At 39.8% G+C, this 15,563-nt stretch carries 17 protein-coding genes; 12 read left to right on the plus strand and 5 right to left on the minus strand.

Going from position 1 to position 15,563, the window contains the following annotated elements:
* From H6614_03580 to H6614_03595, 4 genes are read right to left on the minus strand one after another with little or no spacing between them, the layout of a single operon-like run.
* Positions 1 to 567 carry a dihydrofolate reductase family protein gene (locus H6614_03580; GenBank protein MCB9242728.1) on the minus strand — a complete coding sequence of 189 codons (567 nt, stop codon included), beginning with the start codon at positions 565 to 567 and terminating at the stop codon, positions 1 to 3.
* Entirely contained in the window at positions 568 to 975 is a 408-nt protein-coding gene (locus tag H6614_03585) for a VOC family protein (GenBank protein ID MCB9242729.1), read from the minus strand. It abuts the gene before it with no gap.
* A gap of 36 nt (positions 976 to 1,011) precedes the next feature.
* Positions 1,012 to 1,497: a VOC family protein gene (locus H6614_03590; protein ID MCB9242730.1), complete on the minus strand. Its 486-nt coding sequence runs from the start codon at positions 1,495 to 1,497 to the stop codon at positions 1,012 to 1,014.
* A 26-nt stretch (positions 1,498 to 1,523) separates the two neighbouring features.
* Complete coding sequence (locus tag H6614_03595; GenBank protein ID MCB9242731.1) at positions 1,524 to 1,907, minus strand: DUF1428 domain-containing protein; 384 nt, start codon at positions 1,905 to 1,907, stop codon at positions 1,524 to 1,526.
* Positions 1,908 to 2,130: 223 nt separating this feature from the next.
* Here H6614_03595 and H6614_03600 point away from each other — a divergent pair, with 223 nt between their 5' ends.
* Positions 2,131 to 3,111, plus strand: a complete 981-nt coding sequence (locus H6614_03600) for a helix-turn-helix domain-containing protein (GenBank protein MCB9242732.1) — start codon at positions 2,131 to 2,133, stop codon at positions 3,109 to 3,111.
* 13 nt (positions 3,112 to 3,124) lie between these two features.
* Here H6614_03600 and H6614_03605 read toward each other — a convergent pair whose 3' ends face one another.
* Positions 3,125 to 5,302 (minus strand): T9SS type A sorting domain-containing protein, encoded by a 2,178-nt coding sequence (locus H6614_03605; protein MCB9242733.1) that lies wholly within the window; start codon positions 5,300 to 5,302, stop codon positions 3,125 to 3,127.
* A 245-nt stretch (positions 5,303 to 5,547) separates the two neighbouring features.
* On the opposite strand from H6614_03605, the gene rpsF reads away from it, so the two are divergent.
* From rpsF to H6614_03660, 11 genes are all read left to right on the plus strand, one after another.
* Positions 5,548 to 5,994: a 30S ribosomal protein S6 gene (gene rpsF / locus H6614_03610; protein MCB9242734.1), complete on the plus strand. Its 447-nt coding sequence runs from the start codon at positions 5,548 to 5,550 to the stop codon at positions 5,992 to 5,994.
* Between the two features lie 81 nt (positions 5,995 to 6,075).
* Entirely contained in the window at positions 6,076 to 6,555 is a 480-nt protein-coding gene (locus H6614_03615; protein ID MCB9242735.1) for a single-stranded DNA-binding protein, read from the plus strand.
* A 75-nt stretch (positions 6,556 to 6,630) separates the two neighbouring features.
* Positions 6,631 to 7,293: a 50S ribosomal protein L9 gene (locus H6614_03620; protein MCB9242736.1), complete on the plus strand. Its 663-nt coding sequence runs from the start codon at positions 6,631 to 6,633 to the stop codon at positions 7,291 to 7,293.
* A 149-nt stretch (positions 7,294 to 7,442) separates the two neighbouring features.
* Positions 7,443 to 9,311 carry a 2-oxoacid:acceptor oxidoreductase subunit alpha gene (locus H6614_03625; GenBank protein ID MCB9242737.1) on the plus strand — a complete coding sequence of 623 codons (1,869 nt, stop codon included), beginning with the start codon at positions 7,443 to 7,445 and terminating at the stop codon, positions 9,309 to 9,311.
* Between the two features lie 5 nt (positions 9,312 to 9,316).
* A complete protein-coding gene (locus tag H6614_03630) occupies positions 9,317 to 10,363 on the plus strand; it encodes a 2-oxoacid:ferredoxin oxidoreductase subunit beta (GenBank protein MCB9242738.1) in 1,047 nt (348 codons plus the stop codon).
* Positions 10,364 to 10,459: 96 nt separating this feature from the next.
* Positions 10,460 to 11,170 carry a Crp/Fnr family transcriptional regulator gene (locus H6614_03635; GenBank protein MCB9242739.1) on the plus strand — a complete coding sequence of 237 codons (711 nt, stop codon included), beginning with the start codon at positions 10,460 to 10,462 and terminating at the stop codon, positions 11,168 to 11,170.
* A 113-nt stretch (positions 11,171 to 11,283) separates the two neighbouring features.
* Positions 11,284 to 12,003, plus strand: coding sequence for a hemerythrin domain-containing protein (locus H6614_03640; protein ID MCB9242740.1), 720 nt, complete (start codon positions 11,284 to 11,286; stop codon positions 12,001 to 12,003).
* A 10-nt stretch (positions 12,004 to 12,013) separates the two neighbouring features.
* Entirely contained in the window at positions 12,014 to 12,448 is a 435-nt protein-coding gene (locus H6614_03645) for a cytochrome c (protein MCB9242741.1), read from the plus strand.
* Between the two features lie 14 nt (positions 12,449 to 12,462).
* Positions 12,463 to 14,448, plus strand: coding sequence for a Sec-dependent nitrous-oxide reductase (nosZ, locus tag H6614_03650; GenBank protein ID MCB9242742.1), 1,986 nt, complete (start codon positions 12,463 to 12,465; stop codon positions 14,446 to 14,448).
* A 60-nt stretch (positions 14,449 to 14,508) separates the two neighbouring features.
* On the plus strand, positions 14,509 to 15,093 hold the full coding sequence (locus H6614_03655) for a hypothetical protein (protein MCB9242743.1): 585 nt from the start codon (positions 14,509 to 14,511) through the stop codon (positions 15,091 to 15,093).
* The gene (locus tag H6614_03660; protein ID MCB9242744.1) at positions 15,080 to 15,526 is read left to right on the plus strand and encodes a nitrous oxide reductase accessory protein NosL; all 447 of its coding nucleotides are present in this window, start codon (positions 15,080 to 15,082) and stop codon (positions 15,524 to 15,526) included. The genes H6614_03655 and H6614_03660 overlap by 14 nt, the downstream gene beginning before the upstream one ends.
* Positions 15,527 to 15,563 lie beyond the last annotated feature (37 nt).

A 15,563-nucleotide genomic window follows, 5' to 3' on the forward strand; every position in this document is an offset into this window, starting at 1 on the left:
TTATTTATCTTTTGGTTTATATTTGTTTAATACTTTACCGCTATCGAAAGTCCTGGACTCAAGTAAGGTCAGATTAAAAATATGGTAATTGTCTCCAAAGATTCGGCGTCCATTACCGATTGCTGCCGGGTTAATTACCAGATAATATTCATCTATTAAATTTGCTTCAATAAGGCTCGAAACAAATGTTGCACCGCCATAAACAATAATGTCTTTCCCGTCCATATTTTTCAATTCGTTGATTATATCTATTGAATTCTGAAGTGTTGTATTATTCCAATTTGATTCTGTTAAAGTTCTGGAGAAGACTATCTTTGGATAATCTACCATCTTTTTTGCGAATGCGTATTCTTCACTTTCCGGTTTTTCCAAAGCAGCTTCCCAGTGTTTTACAAAACCGTCTGTCATATTATGTCCCAGGAGTATTGTATCGCATGAATCGGTGAGCTCTGTTACATATTTTTTTACGTCATCAGTCCATTGCATCATAGCCCAGTCGAGCTCGCCATTAGGACCGCAGACGAACCCGTCCACGGTCATTTGTACCTGTAATTTTAGTTTTCTCATTTACATTTTTGAATTTGGCTGAAGAACCCCGATTCTGTTTCCTTCGGTATCTTTAATTGAAATAAACAGACCAACACCCGGGATATCATCTGGTTTATCTTTTCCCTGGCTGCCCCCAAGAACTTCACCACCTGATTCTTCCACTGCTTTCATTGCTTCATTAATGTCGTCGACCGCGATAACAACCGATGGGCATGATTTTTCATCTGCCCTTTGGAATAATCCTCCGTTTATCATTCCCGGGTTCTTTGGAAAACCGTTCTCACCACGCTCGGAAGTGGATACAACAGTATAGTTACCCATTTCAGGCCCAAACTTTTGGGCTTCCCAGCCAAAGGCATTGGCATAAAAGTCTGAAGCTCTATCCCTATCCTCTACAGGGAGTTCGAAGTGTACTACCGGATTCATTTTGCTCATTTTGTTATTTCTTTAATTTTTAAAATTTTATGAGTTCATAGCTCTTTCTATTTCAGCGAGATCGAATTTTCTCATCTGCATTAATGCTCCCATTGCTTTTCTGGACTTCTCGGAATCTCCTGTCATAATTTCCTCCCAGTTAGCGGGACAGATCTGCCAGGATAAGCCGTATTTATCTTTTAGCCATCCGCACATCGACTCCTGTCCGCCATCCGACGTCAGCTTATCCCAGAAATAATCTATTTCTTCCTGACCATTGCACATTACCATCAATGAAATTGATTCATTGAATTGAAATAAAGGTCCTCCATTGAGAGCGAGGAATTTTCTTCCTTCCAACTCAAATGATATGGTCATTACTTGCCCTTCGGTTTGCTTTGCAGCTTCAGCTACTTCTTTAGTGTACCGGGCAATGTGGTTTATTTTAGAATTCTTAAATACCGACACATAAAAGCTTACTGCTTCTTCCGCCTGGTTATCGAACCAGAGGCAATCTTGAATTTTGTTTTCCATTTTAATTCAGAGTTTATTTGATTTATTTATTCTCCTACGAATACCTTGAAACCACCCATTGCCATTTTCCTCATATCGAATGGCATTTTTTTACCCATACAATCCTCCATTAATCCCGGATCCGCCATAACTATTTTGTTGATCCTGTTCCTGTCGGCTTTGGATTTGTACGTGATGAACGAGAAAACCAATGCTTCATTTTTTTTGTGTTTGACATAATCGCCGAATCCTGTCATTCCCTCAATTTTCATATCGTCACCCATACTTTCTATGTAGCTCAATGCACCGTGCTTCATATATATCTTACGGGCTTTATCAGAAATTTTCTTGTATTCCTTTAGTTTTGATGTTTGTACCGGAAGCAGGAATCCGTCCACGTACTTAGCCGATGATTTTGTACTTTTTGCCATAATTTGATTTTTGGTTTATCAGAATTTACGGTTTTAATATAAAGTCTTTACAAATATAAGATGATAAATCTAATTCTTGAGCGTGCAATTACGCCAATAAAAGAGGTTGAATGCGACAAATATGGTAATTGTTACTTCAACGAGGTGTAAATACGCCAACACTAGGGGTTGATTGCGACACCATTATCGAGTAATTTTGTATTAACAATCTAATTAAAATTTCATGAAAAGAATATCTATATTAGTACCAAAAAGAGCGATATTAGGAAGTTTGGAGGGGACGAGAATGATATTTACTCAAGTAAACCAGATATTCCAATCCCAGGGGGCCCCGGCATTATTCGATGTTCAGCTTGTTGGACTTACAAGAGAAACACCGGTAAGCGGAGGAGCTTTTACAGCAAATGCAACTGCATTGATTACCGAAGTGGACGAAACCGACCTTATAGTTATACCCGCTCTGGACGGTGAGATAACAAGCGCTATCGATGATAATAAAGAATTTATTCCCTGGATTGTAAAGCAATATAAGAATGGTGCTGAAATTGCTAGTTTATGTATGGGAGCGTTTCTGCTTGCAGAAACCGGGTTACTCAAAGGGAAGAAATGCTCGACGCACTGGATGGCAGCAAATGAATTTAGGAAGTTATTCCCGGATATTGAGTTGGTTGATGATAAAGTTGTAACCGAAGAGCAGGGAATATATTCGAGCGGGGGAGCATTCTCTTACTTGAATCTCATTCTCCATCTGATTGAAAAATATGCCGGCCGTGACATGGCAATATTTGTTTCCAAGATCTTTGCAATTGAAATAGAAAGGAGGACTCAAACTCCTTTTACTATATTCCAGGGACAAAAAGATCATGAGGATGAAGAGGTAAAGCAGGCTCAGGAGTTTATAGAAAAACACTTCAATGACAAGCTAACAGTTGATCAGCTCGCTAAGATGTTTTATATAGGCAGAAGAACGTTCGAAAGGAGGTTCAAAAAGGCTACGACCAACACAGTAATTGAATACATACAGCGTGTAAAGATCGAGGCCGCTAAGAAAATGCTGGAATCATCACGTGAAAATGTAAATGAGGTAATGTATAATGTTGGTTATTCTGACAGCAAGGCTTTCAGAAATATTTTTAAAAAAGTAGTTGGCTATTCACCACTGGAATATAAGAGGAAATATAATAAAGAAGGAGCTTACGCATAAGCTCCTCTAATGTTTATTTTATCAGTACCATTTTTTTAGTTTGAAAAAATTCTTCTGTCTCTAACTTGTAAAAGTAAATACCGCTTGGCAAAGTACCTCCATCGAATGTATATTCGTAACTTCCCGCATTTAACCTCTCACTTACCAGTATCGCAACTTCCTGCCCTAGTACATTGTAAACTTTTAAACTGGTTAATCCCGAGTGGGAGATATCAAATCGTATTTTAGTTGAAGGGTTGAATGGGTTTGGAAAATTTTGGCTTAGATTAAACTCATTTGGGATTTCACTACCTGTTTGAGAAAGAATATTTGTCAAAACAGGACCACCTGTTGTAGTCTTTAGTATCATTCCATAGCGACCGCAGATATATCCCGTGTTTGCGTCAACAAAAAATATTCCCCATTGTGGTACGTGTATATCAGGGAATGGAATATGCCATTCCCAATCCTCACCGCCATTGGTTGTTCTGACAACTTTTTTTAATAAAGGAGAATAATCTGCAAAGTAGAAACCGATAGTCGAATTTACAAACATTAAATCAGTAAAGTTAGGATCCAGAGGTATATCTTGTTGTGATTCATAATTATTTTCGCCCCTTATATGATTAAGTTCAAACCAGTTATTTCCGGCGTTCGTTGTTTTAAAAGTGCGGTTGGTATAGGGTTCATTTCTAATAGCATAACCGGTGTCATTAAAAAATTGCATAATTGTCATAGACACATCGATTGATTCGCCAAATGTAGTTGTCCAATTCAATCCGCCATTTGTACTTTTAAAAAATTTTCCATAGGGTAATCCAAAGTAAGTTACCCCGCCGGCTATAATTGTCGAATCATTATAATATTTGACACATCCTGTCTTAAAGGGAACTGTAAGCTGAAACCAGTTATTCCCGGCATTAGTAGTCTTAATAAAAAATGGGCTATTTCTTACGGCAACAAGTCCGGTATTTGCATTTAGAAAACTTGCCGCTGATAGGGAACTTCCTGTTACCCCTGTATTTAATGTTTGCCATGCAGTACCCCCGTTAGTTGTTTTTATCAATAAGCCATTTTCACCGGAAATGTATCCCGTATTTTGGTTATAAAAATATATTTCAGCTAATCTTGTTGTTGTTCCTGAATTTACTGTAAGCCAGTTGTTTCCGCCATTTGTAGTTCTTAGCAAAGCTCCACCTGTACCGCAAGAAAGCCCTGTCAAAGCATTGAAAAAATAAATATCAAACAGTTCCTCCCTTGTACCATATGAAATATAATCCCAGTTAATGCCTCCGTTGTGGGTTTTTGCCATGAAACCGTTTAGCCCAACTGTAAAACCTGTGGAGTCATTTACATAATCTACTTTTTCTACTTTTGTATCACTTGTAATTGTTTCGTAGTTTTCTCCTCCGTCAGTTGTTTTAAGGATGAAATTTCCAGTTTCTCTGGTAAAATAACCGGTGGACGAATTTAAAAAATGAACTTCATCGAATTTGCCTAAGCCGCTATAGTAAACTGTCCATGTTATACCACCGTCTGTTGTCCTTTTTACTCCTCCACCTGTTCCTAATACAAAACCTGTCATTGAATTAATAAAATGCACGGCATAGTCGGATGATGGAACAGAGTTCGGTGTCCAGGAATTTCCTCCGTCCGTTGTTTTTAATAAATGGTTTCTTTCGCTGACAGTATAGCCGGTGTTCGCATTTATGAACATAATATCAAGAAGATCTCTGTTATAAAAAGTAGGTATCGAATCCCAATTGATTCCTCCATCTGTAGTTTTGACAAATGTTCCGTTGTCACCACATGCAAATCCGGTTGTTGAATCTATGAAGAAGATACTTGCCAGTGTCTTTACTGTATGTGAATTGGCTTCTTGCCAGAGTGTACCCCCGTTAGTTGTATAGAAAATATGTCCCTTGCTTCCACATGCAACAACTTTTGCAGGAGAGAGGACAAATGCATCATATGTGTTTACAGTGTCGGGAGTATATTGAGGGATATACGATACCCCCCCATTAGTAGTCTTAACCACTATTCCCCCCAACCCAAATGCCCAACCGGTATTATTATCGATGAAAGCTAAAGTGTTTAGAGTTCGCGTAGTAGGATACGGATTTTGTTCGGTCCATCCGTTAAAGGTAAATAATTGGGAATATAGGGGAAGTGATGAAAATAGCAGAATTAGGGTAAAGTATATCTTCTTCATAGGTAATTTTTGATTAAATTAACCCACTTAGTTATCCAAACTCTACTCTTTAAAAGTATAAATATTATATGCCATTTTTTCAAGATTGGAATACAGTGGTAATATATTATTATTTGCTGTTTTTTCACTGTCCACTTTTTTAGATTTTTACCCTATCTTACTGTATTTAGCTTGATTGTTTTGCTTTATTGTGGTATTTTTGAGACTTTGGTAAAAATAATGTTAAAATAACGTAAACAAACGATTTGGCAAACAGATATTACGAGTCTTATATTATCGTAGATGGTAATTATGAAGATTCACAGGTTGAAGAGATAGTCACACGTTACGAGAAGTTCCTGAAAGATCACAACGCGGAGATTAAAGAGCTTGAGAGGATAGGAAGGAAACGACTGGCATACCCCATCAAAAAAAGGCTAAACGGATTTTACATTTGTTATGAATTTCTCGCCGAGCCTGAATTAATCAAAGAACTTGAAATGAAGTACAAGGTAGATGACGAGATCCTTCGTTTTCTTACCGTACAGACAGATGAAAAAACTCTTGAACGCCGTGCGAAGCACTTCAAGAGAAAGGCCGAAGAGCTTGCTAAAGCCGAAGCCGAAAGCAAGGAGGAAGCTAAGCAAGAGGGAACTCCCGAAGGAAAGACTGACAACAGGGAGAGAAAACCTCAAGCGGAAGCTGTCAAGTGATCCGGTTCGTCTCCGGGTATGCAATGAGTGTGACTTAATTTTTTTAACTAACTTTAACAACCTATTTGCGGGAGGTAAAACATGGCTGAATTTAAGATGCCCGAATTAAACTCTGTGATCATCGCAGGAAACCTCACCAAGGATCCGATCTTTAGGCAGACGACTAACGGAACACCGGTGGTTAATTTTTCGATTGCGAGCAACAGAAGATTCAGGGACAAAAACGACGAGTGGAAAGAAGATGTTTGCTACGTCGGGATTGTTGCCTGGAACAGACTGGCAGAAAGCTGCAGAGATAAGCTCAAAAAAGGTAACGCTGTCTTAGTCGATGGTGAGCTTCAAAGCAGGACTTTCAAAACTGAAGATGGTAACAACAGAACCATCGTTGAAATTAAAGCAAGAAGGATCCAATTTCTTAATAAGAGAGCCTCATCTGGCGAAGGTGACGATGATGACTCTATTTTGGAAGATGATTCTGATTCGCATGACTCAGGAATGGATGATGATAATTTCGATTCGCTCCTATCACCTGAAGATTCTGAACTAATTAAAGGGAATTAATCTATCGAAAGTTTTTACATCTTAAAAGGGGCAGGTTATTAACCTTCCCCTTGTTTATATTTTAAATATAGAGACATGAAGATAATATTAAAAGAAGATCACGGCGTCCTTGGATCAGCCGGCGATGTAGTAGAAGTAAAGGGCGGGTACGCAAGGAACTACTTAATTCCCCGCGGTATAGGTAAAGTTGCTAACGAGTCAAACATCAAAGCGATGTCTGAGCTCCGCAAGCAGCAGCATAAAAAGATCGAAAAAGAGGTTGAAGATGCAAAGAATCTTGCCGGCGAACTCGAAAAGGTTACTCTTCAAATGACCGTTAAAACCGGTGAAGATAACAAAGTATTTGGCTCGGTAACTTCACAAAATCTTGCCGACGAACTGCATGGAAAAGGATTTGCGGCAATAGATAAAAGAAAGATTCTTCTTCCACATCCTATTAGAGAAATAGGCGAATTTCCTGTAAAGATCAAAGTTTACGGCGAAGTTATGGCTGAGATCAAAGTAATTGTGGAAAAAGAAGCCACTGATGATAAGGTTGTTGATAAAGTACAGGAAGAAATAGACGCGAAAAAAGCCGCTGAAGAGAAAGCTCAAGCTGTAACTCAGGAAGTTGTCGAAGAAAAAGTCGAAGAAACTCCGGAGATTGTGGCTGAAGATGAGGTTATAGCCGAAGAAAAAATTGAAGAGCCGGTTCCCGAAGATAGCGGAGAAGAAAATCAGGAAGAAGGTAAAGAGTAGTAAGGTTAATAAATAAGTAGATTTCCAAAAATCCGTCTCTGGTCTCAGGGACGGATTTTTTATTTCTATTTTACGTTGTTTTGGATTAATATTGGAATTAAATTTATGAAATTATTGAGATATTTTTAAATATTAGTTATTTTAATCATATGTCAGAAAATACAGAAACAAAAGACCTTCAAAAGAGTAACGGTCACGATAAGAAAACCGAGCATCTCGAAAGTGTAACCATTCGTTTTGCCGGTGATTCCGGTGACGGGATGCAGTTAACTGGTAAACAATTCACAGGGACTGCCGCTATATTTGGTAATGACATCGGGACTATGCCCGATTTTCCGGCTGAGATCAGGGCGCCCGCGGGCACATTGTACGGAGTAAGTGGTTACCAACTTAGATTTTCAGACCACGATATATATTCACCCGGGGATGAAGTGGATGTGCTTGTTGCAATGAATCCTGCTGCACTAAAAGTCAATCTCAAAGATCTAAGAAAAGGCGGAACAATAATTGTAAATGAAGATGCCTTCGATAGAAAGAATCTCCAGCTTGCAAAGTATGAAGTAAACCCGCTCGAAGACGATTCGCTAAGCGAATATAATGTACATAAACTTCCCATTACAAAAGCCACGCTCGAAGTTGTAAAAGATGTTGGCTTGACTACAAAAGCCGCAAACAAATGTAAGAATTTTTATGCGCTGGGACTTATGTACTGGCTCTACGACCGCTCGCCTGATAAGACGCTTGCATGGATAGATGAGAAGTTTAAAGATAAACAAGTTGCGGAAGCAAATGCGCTTGCATTAAAAGCAGGGTATAACTTCGGCGAAACATCGGAGATATTTAATACACGGTATGACGTTAAACCTGCGAAACTACCGGCTGGTACTTACAGAAGCATTAGCGGTAATGAAGCTATTGCCCTCGGACTTGTAGCCGCGGGTGCAAAGACCGGTCTTAAGATATTCCTTGGAAGCTACCCAATAACACCTGCTTCGGATATACTGCATCATATGTCTCGTCATAAGAATTTTAATGTAATAACGTTTCAGGCAGAGGACGAGATAGCTGGAGTTACATCTGCATTAGGTGCTTCGTTTGCAGGAAGCATTGGGGTAACAACAACCAGTGGTCCGGGTATGGCATTAAAAGCCGAAGCAATTGGACTGGCTGTAATGGTTGAGCTTCCACTTGTGATTGTCGACGTACAGAGAGCCGGACCATCTACGGGACTTCCTACAAAGACTGAACAGGCTGATCTCTTACAGGCTATGTACGGCAGAAATTCGGAATCGCCCGTTGCGATAATTGCCCCGGCAACACCATCGGAATGTTTCACAATGGCTTATGAGGCTGTGAAAATTGCGATCGAACATATGACTCCTGTGATACTTCTCTCTGACGGTTACATTGCAAATGGTAGTGAACCGTGGAAAGTTCGTACATCCGCTGATCTTAAAGACATTAATGTGGAATTCAGAACGGATTCTGACGGCTATTACCCGTATTTAAGAAATGAATTTTTAGTGCGCCCATGGGTAAAGCCTGGCACTCCGGGTCTTGAACACAGGATAGGCGGACTTGAAAAAGAAAATATTTCCGGTAATGTGAGCTATGATCCGCAGAACCATGAGAATATGGTAAAGTTGCGCGCGCAAAAGATTAAGAATATTGCCGAACATATCCCTGAACTCGATGTGCTCGGTGAGGATTCGGGTGAACTCCTTGTACTCGGATGGGGAGGAACACATGGCGAAATATTGACTGCTTTCGAGCGCGCAAGAGAGAAAGGGCTTAAAGTATCCTACGCTCATCTGCGCTACCTGAACCCGATGCCAAAGAACACCGAAAAGGTGCTTAGGAGCTTTAATAAAATACTTATTCCCGAATTGAACATGGGACAATTAAGCAAGCTTATAAGAGGCGAGTACCAGATAGATACGATACAGCTCAATAAAATACAGGGACAGCCCTTTAAGACAAGAGAAATTCTTAGTAAGATCGAAGAAATTTTAAATTAAAGATCATGTCAGAAGAAATTACAAACGGAACGGGTACGACAGAAGGTGCAGTTGAGTACAAAGCGAAAGACTTTTCATCGGACCAGGATGTAAGATGGTGTCCCGGTTGCGGCGATTACTCAATACTTGCCCAGATGCAGAGAGTATTGCCCAATATGGGACTTAAGAAAGAGAACGTAGTTTTTATTGCCGGGATAGGATGTTCGAGCAGGTTTCCATATTACATGAATACATATGGTTTCCATACTATTCACGGCAGGGCAACTGCAATAGCAACGGGTACCAAGATAGCTAATCCTGATCTATCCGTCTGGGTAGCTACCGGTGACGGTGATTTATTGAGCATAGGCGGAAACCACTTTATACATATCTTAAGGCGTAATCCGAATATTCATTTACTTCTCTTTAATAACAGGATATATGGTTTAACTAAAGGACAGTATTCTCCGACCTCGGAAAGAGGGAAGGTGACTGGTTCGACTCCATACGGTTCGCTGGATAATCCCATTAACCCGGTATCGCTTGCGCTTGGTGCGGACGGTTCTTTTATTGCGAGAACTATGGACAGAGACCCGAAGCATTTGCAGGAAATGCTTATGAGATGTCACCGGCATAGGGGAACTTCATTCCTGGAAATTTTCCAAAACTGTAATATTTATAATGACGGTGCTTTCTTTCTCTATACAGAAAAAGATACTAAAGAAGACAATGTAGTGTTCCTTGAACAGGGGAAACCGCTCGTATTCGGTAAAGAGAGGAATAAAGGTATCCGCCTCGACGGTTCAAATCCCGTAGTTGTAGATATTTCAAACGGTGAATGGAGTGAAAATGACCTTATGGTACACGATGAGCAGTCCAGAGAACAGGCGTTCATCTTGAGCAGATTTAAAGAGATTGACGGACTGCCTGCTCCAATGGGCGTTTTTCTGGATCTTGAAAGACCGGTCTTTGAAGATCTTGTGTATGAACAGATCGATGCCGTTAAAAGCAAACGGGGAGACGGTGATCTCGATGCCCTCTTGCGTGGCACACAGACATGGGAAGTTGGCTGATAGGATATTATGCATTGTTAAATCTAGACAGGATTTCCTGATACTATTCACTCCTATTCTTATTAATTTAGGTATAAGCTGAATTAAATAACCTTAATGGATCACAACGATGTAAAGAAGATCTTTCTGTTTTCTGATCTTTCCGACAACGAAGCAAAACTCATATACGAAAATTCGGTTTTTAAAACCTTTGATAAAGGCGAGATGATTTTCTTTGATTCGGAACCTTACCAGGGGTTTTATGGTGTTCTGGAGGGATCGGTTAAGATATATAAAATAAGCAAAGACGGTAAAGAACACATCATTCATTTTATTGAAAAAGGAAATACATTTGCTGAAGTGCCTTTGTTTGAACGATGGAGTGATTCCCGGCAGGAGGTTACTTATCCTGCTAATACAATGGCACTTGAGGAGGATACCCAGTTGATTTTGATACGAAGTGAATGCTTTCTCTCTGTACTCGAAAAAGATCCCGGACTTTGTATGAAAATGCTCGCTAGTGTGAGCAAACGAATGCGGTACCTTACCAAACACATCGAAGACCTTACCTTAAAAGACATAACCAAAAGACTCGCCGGGTATCTTGTTCTGGAATATAATAAAAGTACCTCCTCGGGTTCGCATCCGGCCTCTCCTGACACTATAGAACTTGACATATCAAAGTATGATCTTGCTTGCTACCTGGGTACTATAAACGAAACTGTTTCCCGTGTTTTCAGAAAATTACAGGATGAGGATATTCTGCACGTTGATGGCAGAAATATAACCATAAAAAACCTCCCTCTTCTAAAAGAAGTTGCCAAATAAATTCCACTTTCTCATAGGTTAGTTTCCACCTTTATCTGCATTTCTATCCATTTGACTTAAGTCATACTACCTGTCCCCTTAGTACCATTAATTTTGAATAGAACCGGATTCTTATGGTTACTAAGGAATCAAAAATATCGGATATAATTAGAGAGAATCCTGAGCGGGTACTAACGCTTGATAAATATGGCGTTAAATTTTACCAAAATCCGGGGATAACACTTATGGAAGCATGCACCGGCAAAAAGATAGATTTGAACCTCTTAATAAACGATCTCGAAAGATTAGAAAAAGGTGCCAGTATATTAATTAATTGGGAAAACTGGAGCTTGGACTTTATGATTACTTATCTAGAAAACAATCATCACGCTAATATACGTTCTTTACTTGGCAAGGACTATGTGATCTTTTTTATAAAATATTTGCAGGGAAAAGAAAATGAGAATAAAGAAATTGATGAGTTGTTTAGCTCGATAAATGTGCACCTAAAGAAAGAAGAGAGGATGCTTTTTCCATATATAAAACAACTAGAGATTGTTTATGCCAATGGACTCGAGTTCGAGTATGCAAATTTCGGCACCTTACCGAATGTATTGAAAGTTATCAACAAAGAGCATTCGCAGATTTGTGCTTATATTGACAATGTGGTGGCAGGTATTGACCGCATCTTGGATAAGGCATCTCTCGAAGTAAAAAAGTCTATCCTGAAGATTCTTGAGGGCATAAAAAAAGACTTTCACTTACACGTTTACCTCGAGGAAAACGTGATATTTCCTAAAGCCTTAACATTAGAAGAAGAACTGATCAATAATTTTAATATTTCAAAAAATTAATATCTGGGAAATGAAAACAACAATACAAAATAAGTTTATTATGGTAGGTTTTCTTGGAATGTTGCTTCTGCTACTACTGTTTACGTCTTGCTCACAGAGAGATCCTGAGATCGGAATCGGACCGGTTGATAAGGTTGAAATTAGTGCGACTATAGATGATGGAATGGTGACCAAAGGAAAGCAGATATTTGAAACCAAATGTTTGTCCTGCCACAAGATTAATGAAAAATTTGTAGGCCCCGCGTTAATAGGTGTGACCAAAAGGCGGAAACCGGAATGGATAATGAATCAGATATTGAATCCGGAAGAGATGACTAAAAAGGATGAAGTCGCCAAAAGATTATTCCACGAATATAATATGACACAAATGACTTTCCAAAATGTAACACAAGATGACGCAAGAGCAATTCTCGAATATTTCAGAAAAAACGACAGTGAAAAATAAAGGAGAAAAATATCATGAAGAAATTTAATTATTTGTGGAGTTTTATCCTCCTGCTCGTAGCAGTAGGTGTGATATCTTTCGCAGTGAAAGGCTGTGGCGACGGGGGACAGGGTGATGTTACTTTGGTAAGTGACGCCGCCGACAGGGTATACGTAAAACCGGGTAGCTATGATGAGTTTTATGCTGTGGTATCAGGTGGATTCAGCGGACAGATGTCATTCTATGGTCTTCCTTCAGGGCGACTTTTCAAAGTTATTTCGGTTTTTTCCCAAAATCCGGAAACAGGCTATGGTTACACAGAAGAGACCAAAGCTATGCTGAACACTTCATTCGGATTCCAACCGTGGGATGACTCGCACCATTCTGAATTATCACAAACAGACGGTGTCCCCGACGGCAGATGGGTATTCATAAATGGAAATAATACCCCGCGTATCGCAAGGATCGATCTTAAGTCGTTTGAAACAGTTGAAATAATTGAGATCCCAAACAGTGGCGGAAACCACTCTTCGCCATTCATTACTAATAATACCGAATATGCTATCGCAGGAACACGTTTCAGTGTTCCGCTTGGCGACCAGGACCCGCCGATTGCCGATTACTCTAAAGAATTCAAAGGAACTCTTTCTTTTGTGAAAATAGATCCGCAAACAGGCAGGATGGGAATTGATTTCCAGATAGTAACTCCGCCGTTTAACTATGACCTTAGCCACTCAGGAAAAGGTCCGTCGCAGGATTGGTTCTTCTTCTCCTGCTATAATTCGGAGCTCGCACATACATTGCTTGAAATAAATGCCAGCCAGAAAGATAAAGACTTTATTCTTGCTATAAACTGGAAGAAAGCAATGCAGGTGAAACAGGAAGGCAAGACAAAACCAATGAGTGTAAAGTATGCTCATAATACATACGACGAAAGTACACAGTCAGCATCGACTGAAATGATGGAATCAGTGGATATGATGTATCCTGAAGACCTTGCCGGATCCATGTTCTACATCCCTTGCCCGAAATCACCGCACGGTGTGGATATTGATCCGACCGGTGAATACTTCGTTGGCGGTGGAAAACTTTCTACTATTATTCCAGTTTTCTCATTCAGCAAAATGATGACCGCAATTGAAAATAAAGATTACGAAGGTGATGTAGAGGGAATTCCTATCCTAAAATACGAATCAGTATTAGCTGGTGAAGTTAAAGATCCGGGACTTGGACCGTTGCACACGGAATTTGATAATGAAGGCAATGCATATACTTCAATGTTCGTTTCCTCTGAGGTTACAAAATGGAAAGTTTCTACTCAGGAAGTAATAGATAAGATCCCTGTTTATTATTCTATCGGTCACCTTATGGTACCCGGTGGCGATAGTAAGCAGCCATGGGGTAAATATCTCGTTGCATTGAATAAGATCACCAAGGACAGGTACCTCCCGACGGGTCCTGAACTCACTCAATCGGCTCAATTGATAGATATTACCGGTGATAAGATGAAATTATTAAGCGACTTCCCGACTGTGGGTGAGCCTCACTACGCACAGGGTATCCCAGCTGATATATTGACCAAAAACCAGATCAAAATATTTAAGATCGAAGAAAATAATAATCCCTATGCAACCAAGAGCGAAAAGGATGCAAGGGTTGTAAGGGAAGGAAATGTTGTCCATGTATATATGACAGCTATAAGATCTCACTTGACCCCGGATAATATAGAAGGTGTAAATGTCGGTGACGAAGTTTACTTCCACGTCACTAATTTAGAGCAGGATTGGGATGTTCCGCATGGGTTTACAATTAAGGGATCTAATACTGCAGAGATGCTGATAATGCCGGGACAGACGAGAACAATTAAGTGGGTGCCTGATGCGCAGGGAATATATCCGTTCTATTGCACGGACTTCTGCTCAGCTCTTCACCAGGAAATGTCAGGTTACCTGCGAGTAACACCAAAAGGTTCTGACGTACCGCTAAGTTTTAAAACAGGTTCCGGACAGGAACAGAAGTAAGGCTGATTACCTTGGGGGGTGCTAAACCCCCCGTTTTTTTGAGAATATTAATTAATGACGATGAAAAAGCAAACGCGTATAATATTGATTGTAATTTCACTGATGCTGATCGGCGCGTATTTTTTCCCGATATGGAAAATAGATCTTAAAGCTCCGCAATATCCCGAAGGATTGGGAATGAAGATATGGGTAAGCAAAATATCCGGCGACTTGAATACCATTAACGGATTGAATCACTATATTGGTATGAAAACCATACAGCCGGATTCTATATCGGAGCTAAAGGTAATGCCATTCGTTGTTGGCGGACTTATTGTTATTGGAGTTGTAGCCGGTGTTTCCGGGAAAAAGTGGATATTGTTTTCTTGGATAGTGCTTTTTGTTATTGCGGGTGCAGTCGGTTTATATGATTTTTATACGTGGGAATACGATTACGGGCATGACCTCAATCCAAGCGCGGCAATAAAGGTACCGGGGATGAGCTATCAGCCTCCGCTAATAGGCTCAAAAAAACTCCTGAATTTCTACGCGTCATCATTGCCGGATATTGGTGCTTATATATTTTTCGGTGTTGCTCTTATTGCGATTATACTTTTGATACTTGAAGTGAGAAAACCTAAAAAGTTGCTGAATGCCGAAACATAAAGTTATTTTTTGTTTTATAGCGTTGGTTCTATTAACCTCCTGTAATAGGGGACCTGAACCGTTAAACTTTGGAACGGATGAATGCAGTCATTGCAGGATGACTATAATGGATGAAAAATATGGTGCCGAGATTGTAACAGGGAAAGGTAAAGTTTATAAATATGATGCAATGGAGTGCCTTATAAATGGAGCAGTGGAAAATGGACTCGACAAAGATGGATCGAATACTATCTACGTGATAGACACATCCCAGCCCGGCAAACTGATTCCGGCATTAGGTGCTTACTACCTGATTTCCGAAGAGCTTCACAGCCCGATGGGTGCCGGTCTGTCTGCATTTGAGAGTGAAACATCTGCGCGGGAATACCGGAATAAATATGGAGGTGAGATTTATAATTTTGAACAGGTAAAAGAAATTATCCTTAAAAAGTGAAGAAGTTCGCCATAAATATTGCTCTCTTTTTATTTGT

It is taken from the genome of Ignavibacteriales bacterium, from assembly GCA_020635255.1.
Classification (GTDB): Bacteria; Bacteroidota; Ignavibacteria; order Tepidaquicellales; family Tepidaquicellaceae; genus JAEYVS01.